The sequence below is a fragment of the Bacteroides sp. ZJ-18 genome, from assembly GCF_011038705.2.
Taxonomy (GTDB): domain Bacteria; phylum Bacteroidota; class Bacteroidia; order Bacteroidales; family Bacteroidaceae; genus Bacteroides; species Bacteroides hominis.
The window spans coordinates 1,214,025-1,236,210 of the sequence record NZ_CP072198.1; the positions used below are offsets into that span (position 1 = coordinate 1,214,025).

At 44.4% G+C, this 22,186-nt stretch carries 11 protein-coding genes; 3 read left to right on the plus strand and 8 right to left on the minus strand.

The genetic code is table 11. The features are described 5' to 3' along the window. Positions 1 to 303 precede the first annotated feature (303 nt). Both G7Y45_RS04860 and G7Y45_RS04865 read right to left on the minus strand, forming a co-directional pair. The gene (locus G7Y45_RS04860) at positions 304 to 2,151 is read right to left on the minus strand and encodes a RagB/SusD family nutrient uptake outer membrane protein (RefSeq protein ID WP_005779141.1); all 1,848 of its coding nucleotides are present in this window, start codon (positions 2,149 to 2,151) and stop codon (positions 304 to 306) included. A gap of 17 nt (positions 2,152 to 2,168) precedes the next feature. After that, positions 2,169 to 5,522 (minus strand): TonB-dependent receptor, encoded by a 3,354-nt coding sequence (locus G7Y45_RS04865; protein ID WP_005811985.1) that lies wholly within the window; start codon positions 5,520 to 5,522, stop codon positions 2,169 to 2,171. Between the two features lie 363 nt (positions 5,523 to 5,885). Here G7Y45_RS04865 and G7Y45_RS04870 point away from each other — a divergent pair, with 363 nt between their 5' ends. Next, a complete protein-coding gene (locus tag G7Y45_RS04870; RefSeq protein WP_032540361.1) occupies positions 5,886 to 7,535 on the plus strand; it encodes an ATP-binding protein in 1,650 nt (549 codons plus the stop codon). A gap of 92 nt (positions 7,536 to 7,627) precedes the next feature. Here G7Y45_RS04870 and G7Y45_RS04875 read toward each other — a convergent pair whose 3' ends face one another. The 6 genes from G7Y45_RS04875 to G7Y45_RS04900 form a co-directional block, all read right to left on the minus strand. Next, the gene (locus G7Y45_RS04875) at positions 7,628 to 10,066 is read right to left on the minus strand and encodes a two-component regulator propeller domain-containing protein (protein WP_165014869.1); all 2,439 of its coding nucleotides are present in this window, start codon (positions 10,064 to 10,066) and stop codon (positions 7,628 to 7,630) included. A 139-nt stretch (positions 10,067 to 10,205) separates the two neighbouring features. After that, the gene (locus G7Y45_RS04880) at positions 10,206 to 10,949 is read right to left on the minus strand and encodes an SGNH/GDSL hydrolase family protein (protein ID WP_022012547.1); all 744 of its coding nucleotides are present in this window, start codon (positions 10,947 to 10,949) and stop codon (positions 10,206 to 10,208) included. Then, positions 10,950 to 12,305: a glucoamylase family protein gene (locus G7Y45_RS04885; RefSeq protein WP_165014866.1), complete on the minus strand. Its 1,356-nt coding sequence runs from the start codon at positions 12,303 to 12,305 to the stop codon at positions 10,950 to 10,952. A gap of 169 nt (positions 12,306 to 12,474) precedes the next feature. Beyond that, positions 12,475 to 14,775, minus strand: coding sequence for a beta-glucosidase BglX (bglX, locus tag G7Y45_RS04890; RefSeq protein ID WP_005811975.1), 2,301 nt, complete (start codon positions 14,773 to 14,775; stop codon positions 12,475 to 12,477). 126 nt (positions 14,776 to 14,901) lie between these two features. Continuing rightward, complete coding sequence (locus tag G7Y45_RS04895; RefSeq protein ID WP_005779130.1) at positions 14,902 to 16,422, minus strand: RagB/SusD family nutrient uptake outer membrane protein; 1,521 nt, start codon at positions 16,420 to 16,422, stop codon at positions 14,902 to 14,904. Positions 16,423 to 16,433: 11 nt separating this feature from the next. Beyond that, a complete protein-coding gene (locus G7Y45_RS04900; protein ID WP_080714275.1) occupies positions 16,434 to 19,502 on the minus strand; it encodes a TonB-dependent receptor in 3,069 nt (1,022 codons plus the stop codon). A 394-nt stretch (positions 19,503 to 19,896) separates the two neighbouring features. Here G7Y45_RS04900 and G7Y45_RS19905 point away from each other — a divergent pair, with 394 nt between their 5' ends. Next, positions 19,897 to 21,144 carry a hypothetical protein gene (locus G7Y45_RS19905; protein ID WP_233481233.1) on the plus strand — a complete coding sequence of 416 codons (1,248 nt, stop codon included), beginning with the start codon at positions 19,897 to 19,899 and terminating at the stop codon, positions 21,142 to 21,144. A gap of 111 nt (positions 21,145 to 21,255) precedes the next feature. Continuing rightward, positions 21,256 to 22,185: a FimB/Mfa2 family fimbrial subunit gene (locus G7Y45_RS04910; RefSeq protein WP_241158967.1), complete on the plus strand. Its 930-nt coding sequence runs from the start codon at positions 21,256 to 21,258 to the stop codon at positions 22,183 to 22,185. Position 22,186: the final 1 nt, after the last annotated feature.

Consider the following 22,186-nt stretch of genomic DNA (forward strand, 5'->3'; position numbering starts at 1 on the left):
GCTATTTCATCTTACTAAATGGTTCTTAATGCTATATAAATTTTCTATTTTAGTTGGATATTTGAGGGAATCAATCCTCAAAAGAGGAAAAGTCGATAAGAGAGTTTATTTAGAACTTTCTTTTCAGATGGAATAGAGGGCGTGTGTCGAAACTCACCACAGAAGACACTGAGTAACACAGAGTGAATTTTAAGTCATTGATTATCTATGTTGATAATCTGTGATAATCCGTGTAATCTGTGGCGAAAAGAGTTTTGACACACCCCTTTGGTTTATAAGAATCAGTAGCTTAAACGTATTTGTTTAATTCCAGCCCGAGTTCTGAGTCAGTGATTTATTCATATCAGTTTCATGTTTTGGGATTGGCCATACATAATATTGGTCTCCTCCCCATGTATAAGGATAGGTGACAGTACCCCATACATCTTTCATCCCGGCTGTACCATCAGCATTATTAAACTTACTTTCTTTCCATGTTTTCCAACGGAGTTCTTCGTAAAAGTCAACCCCTTCACCCGCTGTTTCCCAGCGGAATTCATTCTGGATGCGAATGCGCATATCTTCCTGTCCCTGGACCATAGTGGCAGTATTGCTGTTCAACAGTGCAACACCGGCACGTTGGCGTACTTTATTCAACCATTCGATGGCCTCGTCGGTTTTACCCTGCTCATTCAATGCTTCAGCCAATCCTATGACGACAGTTGCGTAGCGGATAATTGGCAGGTCAATCGGAGATTGTTCGCGATTGGTCATTTCACTTGAACCTTCGGCAACAAATTTGCGGAACAAATAGTATAAATGGCTCTGGGTGTCAGTGCGTAAGTCATAAGGATAATCGGTGTCGGCACCATAATAAGGCCAGCGTGAAGTGAAGGTGTGGTCTACGCTGTTTCCGGAACCATCATATGTAGCATATGGAGTGATGACAGTCTGGGCTAAACGAGGATCTCGGCTGTCATAAGCAGCTTTAATACGGGCCTCGTTTCCTGCCGGCAGATAGAATGCTTTTGCCTTGTCACTTAGCTTTTCCAGACGTCCGTCTACTTTTGCTTTTATTTTTTTTACCATATCGTCCAATGCCTCTTCCGTACCGTCAAAGCCGATTTCGCGATACTGTGCTTTTACTGTTGCCGGATCAGTATTACGCAAGAAGAATACTTCACGGTCTTTAATATCTAAGCTTGAGAACCCCGGAATGTATTCATCCCAGTTAAATTTACTGCCGTCTATATTTTCGTAGGTTTCTACAAAATCCACACTGGCCAACATGGTGTTCCAGCAAGAACCAAATGTAGTACGGCCGCCATAACGGAAGCTCATGGAATTTCCGTAAGTGCTGCCATTGTTATCGATACACTGCAAAGAGAAGATAGCTTCATCACTCTGTTCATTAGCTTCTTTGAAGAGTTGCTTGTAACCATCCTGAAATAATGAATGTCCCAATTCACCTACTTTACGGAAATCTGCTTCCGCCTTACTCCATTCTTTGGTCCACAGATAGATTTTGCCACGCAGTGCATAAGCCACTGATTTGGTGACATGACCCCATTCTGCTTTACCGGCAGCGATACGGTCGGGGAAATTCGGATCGTTTATTGCGTCGGTTAAATCTTGTATGCAGAAATTCCATATATTTTCTTCGCTTTCACGTGGTTTGTCTGCTTGATCAAGTTCCATAGGCGTATTATAATAAGGAACACCCCTGAAGACTGCATTCAGTTTGTAATAATAAAACGCACGCAATACTTTTGCTTCGGATAATAATTTGCCTTTTACGCTTTCACTTATCGGTGCGTCGGGTAGATGTACAATGGCATCATTGGCACGATAGATACCTGCATAATGTTGTTTCCAATAGTCTGAGAATATTCCGGAACCGATAGAAGCTGTACCGGCCAGCAGTGGATAATCGTTGTCGCGGCAGGTTGCACCCACGCTGAATGCCTCCATTAGATAAGCCTCTTTTGCCACATACCCTTCGCGCAGGGTGGCGTAGATAGAGGCTACTCCCATAGTACAAAAGTTTTCATTACTCCACATACTGCCCGATGATGCTTTATCATATGGCTTTGTATCCAGTAAATCTCCTTGGCAACTGCTTATAGCAATTGCTGTGGCTGTTAATATGAATAATTTATTTAATAGTTTCATAAGATTTCAAGATTTATTTAGAATGTTATATTGGCACCTATTGCAATTGTTCTAAACGGAGAATAGCCCATACCGGTAGCAGATTCCGGGTCTTGGCCTTCAAATCCGGTAATTGTCAGCAGATTTTCAGCTGAAACGTAAACACGTGCATTCTGCATAGCGATTTTTGAAACCCAGTTTTTCGGTAGAGTATAACCTAAAGACAGGTTCTTCAATTTGATGTAATCACCTTTGTATAGCCATAAAGTTGTATTTCCATGACGATTTTGTACATAGCCGTCTATATAAGCCATACGCGGATATTTCGCATTGATGTTGGTACGTGGATCATCCGGATTTTCGGGATTGTAGAAATAATGGTTTTCGGCAATCCGTTGTGCGATGGTGCTACCCCATTCTGTAGATGCGGCATTATAGCCAGTGGTTGCTCCCCAGTATATGCTGAATCCGGCAGCTCCCGCCCATACCATAGAGAGGTCGAATCCTTTCCATGCGGCAGAGGCCTGAAAACCGAAATTATATTTGGGCTTATTGGATGTTTTTTGGAAAGTATAGTCGTTATCGTCACCATATACTCCATTATTATTGGAGTCGGCATAGATGTAATCACCATACCAGATCTTGTTTTTGGCAACCGTCTTGCCCGGCTGAAATTCATATCCGGCTGCGATCATGTCTTTTACCCATGTCATATCTTTTTCTGTACGGATCATACCGGTCTTAGGTCCTCCTTGAGGATTTACGCTGCCATCCGCATTGTAGTAAGAGCCATTGCCATGATAAACGTTCCGTAAATAGTATTCATTCATCATGCGGCCTTCAACAATGGGGGTTGTGCCACCACTGGACACTTTACCGATATTATCTTCCCATTTACCTCCGGTCAGTTTGTTACTCGGATCTTCTACCCATGTTCTTTCATAAGAGCCGTTATAGGCATCTATATTGCTTTTGTTGTATGAGAAGTTGCCGTTAATGGAGTAGCTTACCCCTCCTATGTTATCACGCCATCCCAGTGATAACTCAACTCCCTTATTGCTCACTTTGGCGAGGTTCTGACGGGGGGCAGTCATTGTTCCGAATACATAAGGAATAGTTGGGCGGTATAAGATACCGTCGGTTTTCTTCTGATACAGGTCGGCACTTATGCTCAGACGGTCCTTTAATAAATTAACATCAACACCAAAGTTGACAGAGGTGGTAGATTCCCATTGCAGTAAGCTATTGGCGATGGCACCCATATACAGTGCAGAATTTAAGGCATTTCCAAATACTGCGTTGGTGGTACTGTATACCGACATGTATTCGTAGTTACCAATTTCAGAGTTACCTAATTTACCCCAGGATGCACGGATTTTCAGGTTATCCAGCCAGGCACGGGTATTTTCCATGAAGCTTTCTTCTGAGATGCGCCATGCACCTGATAAGGAAGGGAAGAATCCCCAACGATGATCTTTATGGAAGCGTGAGGATCCGTCATAACGGAAATTCGCCTCAAATAAATACCGGGAGTTATATGCATAGTTCACGCGTCCGAATACAGAACGTGTGGCATAATCCTGGGTTGCACCTTTGGTACTTGTCATTTCGGTTGCTTCATCAAACTGGTTCAGTGATTCGTCGATCAAGCCTTTCTTTGCGGCATCTACAGTATAGTAATTCTTGTAGAATTCCTGATAACCTAACAATGCGGATACATCGTGTTTCTGAGCAAATGTGTGATGGTAGTTTAACAGGTTTTCCAATGTATAAGAATAATTGGATTCATAACCGAAACTTGTGCTTAATTGAGAAGGAGGAGTGATACCATCGACAATTACCCCGTCACTGAAACGTGTCTGATAAGCGGGTACTCCCCATTGGCGGGTTTCGTAGATGTAACGGTTGTAATTGAAGTTGAAATCCCAACTTAGATCTTTAAAGAACTTGACCTTACTAAACAGGGTCGTGTTGAAACGGTTGTAGCGTTTGAAGCCATCATTCCGTGCCAGTTTATATAGTGGGTTATTGGCTGTTGCACGTTCGTCCGGACATTCCGGGTAGCCGAAACTTCCGTTCCATTCAGGATAAGTACCGGCTGTAGATTGTCGGAGGAAAGTATTGGCATTGCTAAAGTCACCCACTTCACGGTCCATTTGTGAGGCATAAGTGCGCGTACCTAAAGTCAACCATTGAGTTGGGTTGGCTTCAATATTGGCACGTACAGAGTAGGTTTTGTTGGCTGTATTGTCTACAATACCTTCATTATCCTGATAACGGGCTGACAATAAGAAACGAATTTTGTTGGATCCTCCTGAAACTGAAAGATTATGTTCGTGTATCATACCTCCTGAGTATAGCTCTTTCAGCCAGTTGGTATTTGGGTATGCGATGTAATTAGGAACACCGTTTTCGTTTACTCCATTGGGATCTTTTGATTTCTCTCTCCACAAATCGATATACTTTTGGTCAAAAAGAGTTCCGGAGCCAACATTTTCGCAAGATTCGTTCATTAATTCCATATAATCCGCATAGTTGCTCATAGTTTCTATCATGCGTGTCGGGCTGTTGAAAGAGACGCGTCCACTATAGTTTACCTGTATCTTGTCGCGATCGCCGCTTTTTGTTGTGACTAAGATGACTCCGTTGGCAGCACGGGCACCATAAATAGCACAAGAAGCTGCATCTTTTAGAATAGAGATATTTTCTATGTCCTGAGGGTTAATGGCATTCAATGAACCTTCCATGCCATCGATGATAATCAAAGGTGAGGCATTATTCATTGTACCGTTACCGCGTACCCGTAGGGTTGTGTTATCCTCTCCCGGCATTGCCGAGCCTGAGCTGGCTTGAAGTCCTGGACTTAGACCGGCTAATGCCGAAGATACTGTCGTAATGGGGCGTGATTTAGTTTGTTCTTCAAAATCAACGGAAGATACGGCACCTGTTAAATTTGCTTTCTTCTGTGTGCCATACCCTACCACTACTACCTCGTCGAGTGTTTTGCTGTCTTCTTCCAGTTGGATGTTGAAAGACACCTGGTTGCCACTTACTTTGACTTCTTTATTGAGATAGCCGATGTAAGAGATTTGCAGTGTTGCGTTGGACGGTACTTCGAGACTAAACTCTCCGTTCAGGTTTGTGATGACGCCAATAGTTTTATTACCTTTTACAATGACGTTAGCTCCGATAATCGGTTCTCCATTTGCATCTTTTACAATACCTTTAATCGTTCTGTGCTGTTGGGGGACTGCTGTGATCGCATCTCCGTTTTCAACTGTCTCTTGTGAAGAAACAGCCCAGGCACTACCGCTTAAAAGCATTATTAACGATGTACTTACAAGTACCCTTTTAGAAGATAAGGGTAGCAAATGTAATTTGCTTTTTCTCATAATACTTTAGATTGAGTTAATAAAAGTGTTAAATACATCGCAAAACTACGGTAACTGATCTGATCCGATGTGATACTTTTATTCTCAATAGGGGCACTAATTATTCAGAGCCTATTTGGAAGCTGTCCTAATCTGTGTTTTCCATATGGTTTTATGTACAAAATTTTGTGATAAAATGCTAAATTGAATAGGAATTTTGGGCATAATTTGTTCTTTTTCATGATCCGTATACTATTAAACTTTACAAAAAACAAATGAAAGAATCGGACTATGTCGTGAAGCAGACCTCTCTATGCTATTTTTGTTCGCAGTATAGGCACTAATTGTTCTTAACTCAGTAGAAGTTCCAGAAGAACTTTGGCGATGTCGCTGGAGAAAGAACGTATTGAAAAGGAACATATTGAAGAAATGAATCAAGCTAAATTACGATTCTTTACCAACGTGAGCCATGAGTTCCGTACTCCTTTAACTCTCATTATAAGTCAGGTAGAACTTATGTTACAGAAGAATACAATACCTCCATCTTTGCACAACAGTATTTTCAGGATAAGGAAGCATGCCCAACAAATGAAACTCCTAATCTCAGAATTACTTGACTTCCGGAAATTCGATCAAAACTATATCCAATTAAAACTATCGGAACAAAGTCTGAATACATTTTTGGAGGAGGTCTATCTGTCTTTCTCAGCTTATGCCTCTCAGAAGTCTATTTCTTATCATCTGAAGCTACTGGAGCAGGATGTATTTATTTGGATAGATGACTGGCAAATGAGAAAGGTTCTGTTTAATTTGCTTTCGAATGCTTTTAAACATGTTCCGGATAAAGGAAAAATAAATATATTGACCTCTACTACGCCGGATCAGGTAATTATTGCGGTTAAAGATTCCGGAAATGGCATTAGTAAAGAAGAACAGGAGCGGATATTCGACCGTTTTTATCAGGCGGACAATCGGAATAAAGCGATTCATGTTGGCACTGGTATCGGACTCGCATTAACGAAAAGTATTATTCAGCTACATCATGGTACAATTGAGGTAGAAAGTGAGTTAAATGAAGGAAGTTGTTTTATTGTGAAGTTACCTAAAACTCGTGCTTGTTTTGAAAAGGATACTGAAGTCGTTTTTCTGGAATCTCCAGAAAAAGAGCCTATGATACAAGAGAGTACCATACCGGATGAGAACTTTATGGAAAAGGATGATTCTATGTTCGAAACTCCCTTGATAGATGGGCGGGAAGGGAAACGGAAAGTTCTGTTGGTAGAAGATAATGTGGAACTTCTGCATGTACTCAAAGAAATATTTTCATCACTTTATCAGGTGGTGACGGCAGCTAATGGCGAGGAGGGATTAAAACAGGCTTTTGCAGAAGTTCCCGATTTGATAGTGAGTGATGTTATGATGCCGGTAATGACAGGAACGGAGATGTGCCTGAAAATAAAGAATAACATAAACCTGTGTCACATTCCGATTGTATTGTTGACTGCACTTGACACTGTAGATCAAAATATTGAAGGACTACGTCGTGGGGCAGACGACTATATCACCAAGCCATTCAATGCAAAAATCTTAATAACCCGTTGCAATAATTTGATCCGTAACCGCTTGTTGATGCAAAGCCGTTTTGCTAAAGATCAGATTTCGGAAGTCGATCTGTTGGCTGCTAATCCGATAGATAAAAGTTTCTTGGATAGAGTAATCAAAGTGGTAGATAAGTATCTTGATAATGAGGACTTTGATATTGGTATATTATGTCAGGAACTTGGAATGGGGCGGACGTTGTTGCACACAAAATTCAAAGCATTGACAGGAATGACACCCAATGAATTTATTCTAAATCACCGATTGAAAAAAGCATCGCTGATGTTGAAGAACGAACCTTATTTGCAGGTAGCAGAAATATCCGATAGGTTAGGTTTCGGTTCTCCGCGCTATTTCAGTCGTTGTTTTAAAAACCAATATAACGTTACTCCGATGGAATATCGCAAAGGAGCTAAACAGGAAAATCTTAAATGACCTAAGTTGGATACCGGATAAGGAGAATAACATCTGAAAGTAAATTTACGCTCGTAAAGAAACTATTTAATCAATATGGACTCATGGTCTATTTAAATAGCCGGATTAAAAAGAATCTGATGATAGGTGAGAGAAGAGGGATTTTGCCGTAATATCGCCAAAGTTCTTCTGGAACTTTTTTCGCGCCATATAAAGTAGGTCACTGAAATGCTGATGGTGATGTAACTGAGCCATGCCCACCAAGTAAGATACCAGGGAGTGCTGATATGTATCTGTAATAAGATTTCTTGTGCTTTGCGCATTTTCAGCGAGTTGCCTTTTTGGCGTACGTGTAGCACGTAGTCTCCAGGATCAAGGTTGGTGTATTTCAGGCTTGTTTGTGAGGTGAGTGACCATTGCTTGTCAAAACCTTCTAACTGATACTCATACCAAGTATTATTCAGTATATCCACATAGTTGGAAGAAGCAAACTCAATAGTCAGGTTATTTTGAGCGGCATTTAGATTTACTTCCCGGACAAAAGGGAGCCCTTCTGTCAGTATACGACTTTTGTCATCCGGACTTATCCGTGCGTTGTTGACGGATAAACTTGAAAAATAGAGTTTAGGTTTGGGATATTCTTTGTTCAGGTCTTTCTCCAGAAAAGAACTAAGCCCTCCTGTACCTCCGATAAATATTGTATGGTCACTACACATCCATACACCACAACCATTAATGATGGATGAGAGGGACAGTCCGTTATCCAGTTCAATGGAACGGAATGATTCGGTGGTTGGATTAAATAGTGTGATACCCCGATCACTTGTGATAAGTATGTTATCTGTCGAAGTCTGTAGAAGATTATAGCAATAATTGCTAAGTAGTTGGTTCTGTTCGGGAGTATAGTTGATGCAGGTCTGAGTTTGTTCGTTATAGCAAAAAAGTCCTGAACCTAAAGTGGCGATATAAAGATATTGATTGTTACCTTTCAAAATCTTGCTGATGCCGAACTGTCCAATGGATGCAGGCAGGCTGAATGATTTAACTTCTTCGGGGTGTTTCAGGTTTATACTATATAAGTTAGTACCTGCCGACAACCAGAGAAAGCCTTTGGGGTCAATGGTGAAAGTTTGATAGTAATATCCGTCATAAAGCAAGCGGAATTCATTCGTATCGGGATTCATGGAGAAAACTCCGTTGCGTGCGGAAACGATTAGCTGGTCGTTATAGAAAGATACTTGGAAAATAACATCATTGGGCTCTTTTTTGCCTTTCGTGGAGTAATTGAGGTAGTTGTAAAAACGTCCTGTTTTGCGGTCGAGCCGGGAAAGACCTCCCATATGCGTACCTATATATAAGCAGTCTCTTTTAGGGTCGTAACAAATACTCTTCAGATTGTTGTGGGGCAGAGAGTTGGGGCCTCCGGCAGTGTAAGTCCTGAAATGCCCCGCTTGGCGGTCTAAACATGCCAATCCGCCACCATCGGTGCATATCCATAGGTGATGATCTTTGTCCTCGGTCATGGCCCCGGCGAACGGGTAGTTGAGACAGTCACTGCGATCGGGATTATAAGTGTAGTAATTGAATGTGTTGTTATCCGGGTTGAAGTAGTTGACTCCTCCATAATAACTACCTATCCAGATAGTGCCTTGTACATCTTGATAGAGCGAAAATATAGAAGAATGGCTGAGTCCTCCCGGGCGTTGTTCTTGCTTGATGAGGCTGTAGGTTTGGGTGTGTGGATCATATTTTTGTAAACCGTCGAAGGTTCCGAACCAGATGTTCCCTTGCTGATCTTCAACAAATTCACGTATTTGTTCACTGGAAATGCCTTTGGGGGATGAGGGGTCATAAGGAATACGGCTAATTTGTCCGTTTCGGTTGATATGGTATAGCCCTTGTGTACGGCAACCTACCCAAAGTTCCTGACTGGAACTTTGGAAAATACGGTAAACATCTACTTTGGGGATCAGGCATTGAACCGCTCCTTTATTTTCTGTCGTATATAGGCCTTCTTTGGCACCGATATAAAATCTGTTGCCATCTGTCATCAGATAGTTGATGGATGGTATACCTGTTTTTTGCTGAAAATCTAATTGATTGTTTTGGGGATTGTATCGGAAAATAGAGTCGTGCCCGGCACACCATATCTCACCGGCATGAGATGTTAGAGCATAGACAGAGCCTTGACGCAGACGTTCGAAAGTCTCTTTACGAATATCGTATTTCAATAAAGCACGATCAACAATTAAAAACACATCTCCGTTTTGACTTCCAGTAATGGCGCTCACCTCATTCCCTATCAGAACTCTCTGATCCGGTTGATTCCCGTTCTGGATCCATGCTTTATAAACCGTCATCCTATCACTATTGTAGATGTTGACCCCTTCACGTGTACCAAACCACATTCTACCCAGTTTATCTTGATAGATAGCCATAACAGACGATTGCGAAAGACCTTCTTCTCTACCTATGTGTTTAAAATATCCGGCGTATGATAATTGAACGATGAAAATGCCGATAAAAGAAAAGGCTAATTTGTGTTTATTCATAGTTATTCCGTATTTATAAACGCAAATATATAAATAACAGATAGATTTAGTATACCAACTCTATGAAAAAAGTATATAAACAGAAATAAACCTCCCTACCATTCAACAGATAGGGAGGCTTGTGGGGGAAATCGTAGGTTTATCGGATGCTTTCCTGTATTTTCGGTTTCAGGATAGCGGTCCAGAGATCGTAGCCATTCTGATTCATGTGCAGGCCGTCCGGTTTAAAGATATCTTTTCGCAGTTCTCCGTTTGCACCGTACAAGCAAGAGGCTACGTCGACATAAGTGAGTCCGTCCGTCTTCGAAGCATACTCTTTAAGCAAAGTATTAATGATTTCATGCTTCGGAATCATCTCCTTGCGTGCGAGCGAAGGCTTATAGGAGAGAATGAATATCGGAATATCCGGATAGTCCCGTTGCAGCCGGTTGGTCAGTAAACGAAAAAAGTCGAATGTTTCTCCGACAGTCAGATCTTCGGGGGTACCTGCAAGATCATTTTCTACATAAACCACGATACTGCGCGGGTGATATCCCCGGGCAATCACGTCGTAATTATAAAGCATGTCTCGTAAGGCGGCACCACCGTATGAACGGCGGAGAATCTTCAGTGGGGCCATGTCCCGGTAAATGTTATCCCACAAGTTGATGGAAGAACTGCCTAAAAAGAGAACGTCGCAAGAAGTATCTTTCAATGTCCGGTTTTCTGTTTGGTACCGGTCTATTTCTCCTTGGTATCGGGTTACCCATGTAACCGGATCCGTGTGGCGGACAGGAAGATATTCGCTGAAGCGCACAGAATCCTGTGGCGTTTGTACCTCTGCTGCAAGAGTGTTGCAGCAGAGGAGGACAGTACAAAAGGTGATAAATATTGATTTTATCATTTATTTCTTTACGTTAAATCCAAGTTTCTTCAATCCGTTCTGCACGTCGGGATGACTCATGAAAAGTTTCCATAGAAGTCCGGTCCGGTAGTTTTCTATCATTACGGCTATCGGCCCTTGGTCGATGGCCAGATATCGCTTCGGATACCAGTCCGCGGTTTCGCTGAAGGCATCATAGAATCCGTAAGGACCGAATACCTTATCTCCCATCTGATACAGATGACGCATCACTTGCAGTGACTGGTCCGGTGTATAGACGATGGAAGAGAGGGCGGCGGTGGGAGAGATCACTCCCCGGTCATCACGTTCCAACGGGCCGTGGGCAGCATATCCATCCACGGAATAACTGGCGGTCAGCCCCCAGCAGTCAGCCCCGTAACCTTTATAATGTTTGGGGTTGCGGATGCAATATTCACGGTTTACCAGTGTAAGATTTCGCATCTCGTTGAAGTAGCTCGGGCAATATTCATCTTTCAAACCCACCGGATCGAGTCCGAGGAAGGAATACTGCGCCCAGAACAACGGACCGACTTCTCCACCCTGATAGCGGAGATGCAGTTCGATACCCTCTACCCGGTGTGGAGAAACAATCGCACCATTCTGTGCCCATCCTTCATGATATACCGCAGCCGGCACTCCATGAGTAGGAGAAGCAGCGGCAAGGATATACATAATCAGGCATTCATTGTAGCCGTGTACCGGAAAGTTCATTTCCCAACCATATTCCGGACTCCAGTGCCAGTAAAGCACATTTTGCCCGTCACGGCGATACCAGTTCCAGTCTACCTCCCGCCATAGTTTATCGATACGTGCCGCAAGAGCTTTCTCTTCGGTTGAACCTCCTGCATAGTATTGATGTACGGCCAGCAAACCTTGCATCAGGAAAGCTGTTTCTACCAGATCGCCTCCATTATCTTTTTGTCCGAAAGGTTGCACACGTCCCGTTTCACCGTTCCACCAGTGTGGGTAAGCGCCTTTAAAGCGGTCCGCCTTTTCCAGGAAACGGACTATTTTCTCCATGCGGCGCAGCCCTTCTTCCCGGCTGACGTATCCACGATCGATACCCGCCAGTATGGCCATGATGCCGAAGCCGCTTCCTCCTGAAGTAACAATCTCCGGACCTCCGGCCGGATATTCGCCATCCATATGATAGCGTTCGCGTGCCAGTCCGCTATTGGGTTCGGCTGCTTCCCAGAAATAATTGAAGGTTCGTCGCTGGACGGTATCCATCAGGGCATCGTCTGTCAGGGTAGCGGCAGAAGAAGGTTTATCCTTTGGCTTGCAAGCTACAAGAAGAAAAAGAGCGAAGAGGAAGAAGAGGAGCTTGCTGTTGTAAGTGACAAGTTGGGTATTCATAATGATTTCTTGTTTGTAATGGTTTTGAGTTTAATTCACCACGGAGGACACAGAGGACACAGAGTTTTAATCTCTTGTTTATCAGGATATTTAAGAGAAATATATTCTCTGTGTCCTCTGTGTCCTCCGTGGTGAATCGTATTCTTTTCTATTCCCTTGTGTAGCCGATTCAACGCAACGTGAACCGTGCCGTTTTCACGTTTTGGCTGTCAGGTCCTATCATCACATCGAAATCGCCCGGTTCGGCTACGAATTGCAGGTCGGCATTGTAAAACTTCAACATTTCCGGAGCAATCGTAAAACGGACAGTACGCGACTCATTGGGCTGCAGGTAGATCTTTTCAAATCCCTTAAGCTCTTTTACCGGGCGGGTGACACTGCCTACGAGATCACGGATGTAGAGCTGCACTACTTCACTGCCGGCACGGTCTCCGGTATTCGTTACGGTGACGGAGGCTACCAACTGATTGTCCATCCCGATGGAGGGTTGACTTAAAGTGACATCACTGAAGCGGAATGTGGTATACGACAATCCATATCCGAACGGATAAAGTGCATCATTGTCTACGTCCAGATAGTTGCTGCGGAATTTCTCAAACCATTTGCCTTCTTTGAGCGGGCGACCTGTATTTTTGTGTGCATAGTAAAGCGGAATCTGGCCTACATTCTTCGGGAAAGTCATGGTGAGTTTGCCGCTTGGGTTCACTGCTCCGAACAGTACATCGCCGATAGCCAAGCCTGCCTCCGAACCTCCAAACCATACGTTTAAGATGGCGGGTACATTCTCCTGCTCCCAGTTCAGCACCAACGGACGGCCTGTGAAGAGTACGAGAACCACCGGCTTGCCTGTTTTCAGTAGAGCTTCCAGGAGTGTGTGTTGTACGTCCGGCAGGTCGAGGTTGGTACGACTGCTGCTTTCGCCACTCATTTCCGATGATTCGCCCAGTGCGGCAATGATTACGTCCGACTGTGAAGCTATTTTCAACGCTTCGTCCAGCAGTTGCTTGTCAGTACGGTTGTCGCGGTTCAGCGAACGGCCAAACAGGGTGGCTCTTTCCTCATAGGCAGCATCGCTTATCAGGTTACTGCCTTTGGCATAAAGAATCTTTGCCTGATTGCCTACCCACTCGGTCAATCCCTCTACCAAAGATGGGCTCTTGTCCAGAACTGCCGCCACACTCCACGTACCCGGCATATTCGAGCGGGTATTGGCCAAGGGACCTATCACTGCGATGGTACCGGTGGGTGAGAGAGGGAGAAGGGGAGAGGAACCGGGAGAGAGCTGTCCGTTTTTCAGTAGTACGAAACTTTCTCCGGCAATTCTCCGGGCTACGGCACGATGCTCTTTGGTAAAGATGTCACGTGCCGGACGTTTCAGGTCACAATATTTATAAGGATTGTCAAATAACCCCAGTTTATATTTGGCTTCCAGAATGCGGCGGCAAGCGGTATTAACGGTTTCTACCGATACTTTGCCTTCTTCGATCGATTTCTTCAATGTGCCGGCGAAGCCTTCACTGACCATGTCCATATCTACTCCCGCATTGATGGCACGTGCCGATACGGTTTGCAGGTCGCCAATCCCGTGTTCTATCATTTCAGAGATTCCGGTGAAGTCTGTCACTACAAATCCGTTAAATCCCCATGCTCCACGCAACACATCGGTCATCAGCCATCGGTTGGCAGTTGCCGGCACACCCTCCACTTCGTTGAATGAAGCCATTACACTGCCTGCTCCGGCTTCAACACCAGCCTGATAGGGGAGCATGTAATCGTTAAACATCCGTTGGCGGCTCATGTCTACGGTATTGTAGTCCCGTCCGGCTTCGGCTGCCCCATACAAGGCAAAATGCTTGATACAAGCCATGATCTCATCGTTACGGCGCATATCTTTTCCCTGATATCCGCGTACCATGGCTTGGGCAATCTGAGCTCCGAGGAAAGGATCTTCGCCCGAACCTTCGGATACCCGTCCCCAGCGTGGATCGCGACTGATATCTACCATCGGACTGAAAGTCCACGAGATGCCGTCAGCGCTTGCTTCGATGGCTGCGATACGTGCCGATTCTTCGATGGCCGGAATATCCCAGGTACACGAAAGCCCCAATGGGATAGGAAAGATGGTTTCGTAGCCGTGAATCACGTCCATACCGAAGAGCAGAGGGATACCCAGACGGGAATTTTCTACAGCCAGACGTTGTACGTCACGAATTTTATCCACTCCTTTCAGGTTGAAGAGTCCACCTACTTCACCTCGCTTTATCTTGGCGGCGATGTCGCTGCTTTTAGCTTGTCCGGTGGTGATTTCACCTGTTACCGGCAGGTTAAGCTGCCCTATTTTTTCTTCCAGGGTCATCCGTTTCAGCAGATTGTCGAGGAAACGGTCCATGTCCTGAGGAGCTTTTTGCGCTTGCAGCCCCAACGGGAGTAAAAGTGCAAGCAGAATGAGTAAAGAATATTTCTTGTTCATAACTGTATATGGTTAAGAGTTCACCACAGATTACACGGATTATCACAGAGAAGAGATCCATTGGATTGATAATCTGCACTTAATATATCTATGATAATCTGTGTAATCTGTGGTGAAACTCTGAGATTAATAATCCGGGTTCTGTACCAATACGCCTTTCGACTTGTCTATCTCGTCCTGTGGAAGTGGCAGCAAGGCATTCTTGGGTTGATAACCCGTTTTGCCAGCAGCATGTAGCACTTGCGAAGCGATACCCCAGCGTACCAGGTCGTAGAAACGTCCCGATTCCAATCCGAGTTCTACCCGTCGTTCATGCCGGATGGCATCACGCAACACGGTCTGATCCAATGAAGTCACTTTGGGCAGAATGTCCGGATTGTTGCCACGGGCGCGGGCACGCACCATTTCCAGATAACCCGATGCTTCGCCTGTTTTACCTAACTCATTAGCCGATTCTGCTGCCATCAGCACTACGTCGCCATAGCGGATGATACGGATGTTCACCCAGAAACCATGACGGGTAAACTCCTCACGAAGTGCCGGGTTGGTATAAGCTTTCTTGTTAAAGTAAGCCCCGTCAGCCTGTGATACCGGAGACTCTCCATAAGGCTTGTTGGTGTTTTCAGGAGTAATCGGGTCGTCATCCGAACGGCGGAAGTAGAGCAGGGTAGCGTCTTTGCGCGGGTCACCCGGTTCGAATGCTTCACCCATCAGTTCGGTTCCCATATGCCATCCCCAGCCAAGGTCCCATTGGCCGGAGCCGCGTACACCTTGTACCTCGCAGAACTGACTGCCTATTTTATCACTTGCAGGCAGGGCGGCAGTCGATGCACATTGCAGCTCAAATACCGATTCACTGCTGTTTTCGCCATCATCGGTAAAGATAACGTCATAAGGAGTGTCCAGATTATACTGTCCGGAATTCATTACATCGGTTGAGGCAGTATACATGTTCTGCCAGTCGTTACGCATCATATACGTGCGGGCATGCAGTGCACGGGCACTTCCCCAGGTTAGACGTCCCAGGTAAGCAGACTGCCATTGACGGGGTAAAAGCCCTTCAGCCTGTGTCAGGTCTGAGTCGATCTGTTTATAGATCTCTTCGGCGGTGGTCTTCGGTACATTGGCTTCCGAGGCGTCGTTCACTTTGAAAGTGACCAACGGCACTTCGCCGAATGCACGGACCAGGTTGAAGTAACAGTAAGCACGGAAGAAAAGAGCTTCTCCCTTATTCCGGAGATCATTTTCTTCTGTCAGGTTACCTTTCTCGATGGTTTCTATCACGTCGTTGCATTGATAGATGATAGCGTAATTCTGGCTCCAGTAGGCTTTGATCAGTCCGTTATTGGTATTGTACTGGAAATCATCGTACATGGCAGCCTGATCGGCACCGTCGCTCGCCGTACTTCCTTTTTCCGAATCTTCCGAGCGGAAATATTCGATGGCAAAGGCCGGGATACCTGCGGTAATGTTATAGTTACGCATCATGGTGTAGATATTGAAGACTTTTCCTTCGGCAAGTGCTCCGGGATTATCATCTTCGGTGAACTGCCCTTGAGGGTGACGGTCCAGAAAATCGTTGCAACTGCTGAAGCTCAGAGCCGATACGGCTAATGCAATGGGTAGGATGTATTTATTTAGTTTCATACTCTGCTTCGTTAAAATGTTAAGTTAATACCAAATGTATAGACTGCCGGTACCGGATATGTTCCGTTATCCACTCCGAAGGCAATGGCCGATCCGCCGATTTCCGGTGTATAGCCCGTGTTATGCTTCCACGTCTTCAGGTTTTGTATGTTGACATAAACCTTCAGAGCCTGCATGCGTATTTTCGCCAGCAAGGTTTTGTCGAAGTTGTAAGCCAGTTGGAGGTTACGGATACGGAAGAAGCTGCCGTCTTCGATGAAGTACTCGGAGTTCTCGCTGTTGATGGCATGTTTTGTATTCAGCAGGGGTTGCGTGTTCGATGTGCCTTCTCCGTGCCAGCGGTCGAGACGTTGCTCCATATAATTGAACTGTGCCCAGTTATAATTGTCCCAGGTACGGTAAATCTGATTGCCGCCTTGTCCCATCATTTCCATGCTGACTTCCCAGTTCTTATATGAAAGGCCGAGGCTGATGCCGTATGTTACGTCCGGTGTCGGATCACCGATCATCGTGCGGTCGTCCGGTGTGATTTTTCCATCTCCGTTTACGTCGGCAAACTTAAGGTCGCCGGGTGTGACGGTTGCCAGTGTATTCGCCGGTGAAGCGTCGATCTCGGCCTGGTTTTGGTAAACGCCCGCTACTTTGTAGCCGTAGAAATAACCGATCGGATAGCCTGCCATTGTGTAGCTCTGGCTTTTGTCGCCTGCGATGATGGAGTATCCTTCCTGTACCAGACTCTTCACTTTGTTACTGATAGTGGTCAGGTTCGCGCTGACAGAATATCCCCAGTCGCCGATCTGATCTCTCCAGGAGGCCATCAATTCGATACCTTTGTTCTCTATTTCTCCAAGATTTCCGATACCCGGTACGGTTCCCGACAATCCCGGTACGGTAGCCAGCAGGTCTTTGGTATTCTTCTTGTAATATACTCCTTCCAGATGGAAGCGGTTGCGGAACATATTGGTCTCGAATCCGGTTTCCCATGCTTCTACTTTTTCCCAGCGGAGGCGCGGGTTGGGCAGGTAAGCCAGTTGGTATCCGGGATAGATGATAGCCGGTTTGCCGAATACGGCAGCGAAAGCATTCTCCAACAACGGTTCTGCCGGATAAGCCCTATCCATATTCTGGTTACCTAATGTGCCCCACGAACCTTTCAGTTTCAACATGTCCAGCCATGTGATGTCTTTCATGAACTCCTCTTCAGTCATCAGCCATCCGGCACCTACAGAGTAGAAGTTCTGCCATTGGTTGCCCGTGTATGCGAAGGCCGATGAGCCGTCACGACGGAATGAGCCGTTGAACAGGTATTTTCCTTTATAATTATAGATCACACGGGCCAGCATGGACACGGTGGTGCGTTCCCACTGTGTACTTCCGTTGGTAGCGGTAGCCAGATCGCCAATGCTGACGAACCATTTATCGGGATTATTCGGAATCACCAGCCCGATACCCTGTCCGCGCGAAGCATCCAGTCCGCTGAGTGAATTGTAGTAGGTTGTGAAACCGGCAGTAGCGGTCAGGTTGTGTGTACCATCGGCAAAACTGTTTTGGTATGTCAGCAGATAGTCACTCTGCACTTTGGTTTCATTTTGTTTGTTCTGGCTCACTTCCGTCTTTCCCGTTCCGAGTGTAGCCACATTGCCGGCTACGGTTGCGTCATATACTTTAATGATCGGTTTGTAAGTCCGGCTGTCATTGGTGGCATAATCCATGGAGAACATTGCTTTGAATGTGAAATGCTTCAGGAAATCCACTTCACCGTAAATGCTACCCGATGCACGGTAATTGATGGCGCGGGTGGTGTTGGCACGCAGATCTACGTCGACCAACGGATTGGTCATCTGTGCTTTCTGGAATTCCGGCAATGAAGTATACAGACCGTATTCTTCGTTGTAAACCGGAGCTACAGGAGTAGTGCGAATTGCGTTCAGGACCGTTTTGCTGTCGGCCGGGAGCATTCGTGCTCCGTTGAACTGAAATCCCACTTTGATATCTTTGGTGATCTTATAATCATTACTTGCATTGATCGTCACTTTGCTATACTTCTCATGCTTAATGTTTCCCTGTTCGTGCGAGTAGCCCACACCGAGATAGAAACTATGTTTTTCCGAAGCACCTGTGATACTGATATTATTGTTCGTGATGAATCCGGTCTGGAATATTTCGTCTTGCCAGTCCGTATTTGCGTTCCAGTTGCTGAAGTCGAATGGGGTGTTTCCCTGATTCGCCATCTGCTCGTTATAGAGTTCCTTGAACTGTGGCGCATTCACCATTTTGATTTTGTCTACTACGCTCTTCCAGCCGAAAGAGGTGTTGATGTTGACCAGCGTCTGTCCCTCTTTGGCGCGTTTGGTAGTTACGATGATCACGCCGTTGGCACCACGTACACCGAAGATAGCCAATGAAGAGGGGTCTTTCAATACTTCCATCGATTCGATGTCTTCCGGGTTCAGGAAGTTGATATTGTCATTGAAGAGTCCGTCTACAATATACAGCGGCTTGTAACCATTGATGGAGTTTGTGCCGCGGATACGGATTTCGGGATCGGCACCTGCCTGTCCGGAATTGACAATCTGCACACCGGCAATCTTTCCTTGTAGGGATGATAGTGGGTTAGTGGCCGGTTTGTTGGCTATTTCCGAACCCTTGATGTTGGTGATAGAACCGGTCAGGTCACGTTTCTTGGCACTACCATAACCGATAATTACTGTTTCAGCAAGCATTTGGGAGTCGTCTTTAAGCGTGACATTAATCACAGTCTGCTGCCCCACTTTGATTTCCTGCTTTTCATATCCTACATACGAGAATACGAGTACATCGTTGGGCGTTACCGAGATGGAGTATTTGCCATCCATATCGGTGATGGCTCCGGTAGAAGTCCCTTTTACCAGAATAGATGCGCCGATCAGGGGCTCATGGGTTGAATCTGTAACAGTACCCGTTACTGTTTTGGTTTGCGCCATGGCTACCGATGCGCTCAGCAGTAGGCACGTCAGGACAAATACACTTTTTAGCCATAAGGCTCTCTTCTGCCGAAGAGGTCGTAAAGGTTTAGTCTTCATTGCATTAAATTTTACCATTGTATAACTATTTTGATTTAACACACCTTCTGCCAGCTCTCTTTCAGATACTCGATAGTTATATCGACGGCAAAAGTACCCAATGAAACAAATAAATGTCGAAAAAGATGTGAACGGATTCAAACTCCCTGCACTTTTAACATATATCGGACTTGGAATCCGACTAATGTAGAAGAAGTTTCTATTATGATATATTTACCTTATGATGGCTATTGGATTTTATATAATTGTATGGAATTATGTGCTTTAATTGAATAGCTTTTCGAGTTGCGTCTATTATCTAATTGTTAATTGTTTAGGCTGGATAAAATAAGCAATGATATTAGAAAACTTTTTCATGATAGATGGTGTTCAAATGGCGAAATCTCTATTATAAACTCATAAAAAAATAGTTATGATTAAAAAAACGATTTTACTGGCAATGTTAGTCAGTGCGCTGTTTGCTTGTGATGATAAGGAAACAACAGAAGACATACCTTTAGCAGGTATTAATAATGTGACTCTGAATGTAGGGCAAAGTGCTTTCTCCAGAGGTGTTAATGGGCAAAAAGGAGCAAGCGAATACGCTGTTTTGGGTTCTGGAAAGCTCTATTTCCTCGATAATACTTATACCAGTATTTTCCAACGCCAGTTGACACCAGCTGAGGTGACTACATTGGCCAACACTTCTTCTACTGCGACAAGTGGAAAAGGGGTTACTATCAGCGGTGTGCCCAGTTCCGCACAATATCTCTATTTTATGGCTAATATTAAAACAGATGTCGGTCAGGTATTTCCCGCTGTCGAGGGAACGACAAGTGCTGATGCCAGACTACGCCTGGATCGTTTACAAGGAAATGCTCAGAACGTGCCTATGTCCGGATTGAGTTCGGCCTTTACGCAAAGTAGTGGAAATAATTACACGACTTCAGTAGAAATAAGTCCTATTGTAGCCCGTATAGAGTTGGGACAAGTGACTTGTCAGGATGTTACCGTAGGTTCTCCAATCAGTACGGATATTATCAGTTATAAATTGTCAGGTGTGTTTATTAACAATGTCAATCAGTATGTTTTGTTGAATGGTACTCCTTATCTAAATGCTCCTGTAAATATTGTTAACCAAGCAGGGTGGGCGACCGACTATGCCACTTACTTTACTGGTAATGTGAACTTTCCTCATTTTTCCGGTGGCTCTCCTACAGCACCCAGTGACTGGACTGCCAATGCTTTCGTGGATTATTGTACGCCTCTTACTTCCGGATTGAGTTTCTATCCGGATGTAACCAATGGAGCAACAATTGTTCCTCCGGTTACTACTCCTAAACCGGCATGGGCTTATCAGGTATGTCCGAGTACGGTTCCGGCATCAGGACAAACTACGCCGGTTGGTGATATTCCGCATATCATTCTCAAATTAACAGAGGTTCAGTATGTCAATAACCCGTTAGGGGCAACTACTCTTTATGTTGTAGTCTCCAAATATAAAGATAGTACGACTAATGATAATATTCTGGAGTTTAAACGTGGTAATGTGTATCGTATTAATAATCTTGTTTTCAATCAGACGCAAGCGACTGGTAAGCCTTACGATAGCAATATTTCAGTAACATGCAGTGTCACTGTGAAACCTTGGGTGATAAACACCATTAATCCGGTGTGGTAATATTTTTATTTCAAACATCTTCTCCGTATGAAACATACGGAGGAGATTAAATGCGGACGACTTATGAGATGTATATCTGTGAAAATTGTCATTCTCACCGTTCTCTTTTTTATGCAATCGTGTATAAGGGAGGATACTTCTGATTGTATTACTAGTGCGTTGCGGCTCAGTTTCCGATATACATTAAATAATCAGAATTCTGATTTGTTCGGATCTGAAGTACATCAGGTGGCAGCTTATATTTTTGATGCTGAAGGCAAGTATATAGGGAGTTATTTGGAAACCGGTGATAAGCTGATAAGTAAGTATATCATGACTATCCCTCTGCCTGAAGGAAGTTACCAGGCTATCGTCTTTTGTGATAATCTTAACACCTTTTCCGCAGGCTGGGTGGATAGGGAGACAAATTTGTTTTATGGTGAGCTTCAGCCGGAAATAACCACTGTTGCCGATTTCCGTGTCATGCTAAAAAATAAAGAAGGGACAGACGGATACCTTGTACCTGAGTCGGTCCCTGGTGATCTTTATGCCGGATATATAACCAATGCTCTTTCCACTTATAATGTATCGGACATTACCAATGTCAATTTAATGAAAGATACAAAGAATATAAAAATAAAGATATCAGGTCTGAATTCTCTGACACGTTCGACAATTATTCCTGAAGTATATGTTACTGCCAAAAACGGCAGGTATAAAAGTGATAATAGTATAGATACTTTACATCAGGCATTGAAATATATACCCCATAGCACGTCTGTAACGAACGATACGATCAATAGCGAGTTAAAAACCATGCGCCTCATGGCTGGCTATAAGCCAATGCTGGTTATTAAACATCCTGTAACTTCCGGATATCTTTTTAATCGGGATATAACGGAACTCATCTTATCGAACCCCAAATATGCTTCTCAGGAAGATATTGATAGAGAAGACAGTTTTGTATTCGAAGTGAATTTTAATAGGGAAGATAATGATTTAGTAATATCCGTATCAATAAATGGCTGGGAAGTAAATACTGTTGTTCCTGTAGATGACTAAA

Excerpts from the sequence above, each read along its gene's own strand:
- G7Y45_RS04870 (WP_032540361.1), top strand. The coding sequence starts at position 5,886 with ATGTCGCTGGAGAAAGAACGTATTGAAAAGGAACATATTGAAGAAATG.
- G7Y45_RS04885 (WP_165014866.1), bottom strand. The coding sequence starts at position 12,305 with ATGAATACCCAACTTGTCACTTACAACAGCAAGCTCCTCTTCTTCCTC.
- G7Y45_RS04910 (WP_241158967.1), top strand. The coding sequence starts at position 21,256 with ATGCAATCGTGTATAAGGGAGGATACTTCTGATTGTATTACTAGTGCG.
- G7Y45_RS04860 (WP_005779141.1), bottom strand. The coding sequence starts at position 2,151 with ATGAAACTATTAAATAAATTATTCATATTAACAGCCACAGCAATTGCT.
- G7Y45_RS04895 (WP_005779130.1), bottom strand. The coding sequence starts at position 16,422 with ATGAAACTAAATAAATACATCCTACCCATTGCATTAGCCGTATCGGCT.
- G7Y45_RS04865 (WP_005811985.1), bottom strand. The coding sequence starts at position 5,522 with ATGAGAAAAAGCAAATTACATTTGCTACCCTTATCTTCTAAAAGGGTA.
- G7Y45_RS04900 (WP_080714275.1), bottom strand. The coding sequence starts at position 19,502 with ATGGTAAAATTTAATGCAATGAAGACTAAACCTTTACGACCTCTTCGG.
- G7Y45_RS19905 (WP_233481233.1), top strand. The coding sequence starts at position 19,897 with ATGATTAAAAAAACGATTTTACTGGCAATGTTAGTCAGTGCGCTGTTT.
- G7Y45_RS04880 (WP_022012547.1), bottom strand. The coding sequence starts at position 10,949 with ATGATAAAATCAATATTTATCACCTTTTGTACTGTCCTCCTCTGCTGC.
- G7Y45_RS04875 (WP_165014869.1), bottom strand. The coding sequence starts at position 10,066 with ATGAATAAACACAAATTAGCCTTTTCTTTTATCGGCATTTTCATCGTT.
- bglX (WP_005811975.1), bottom strand. The coding sequence starts at position 14,775 with ATGAACAAGAAATATTCTTTACTCATTCTGCTTGCACTTTTACTCCCG.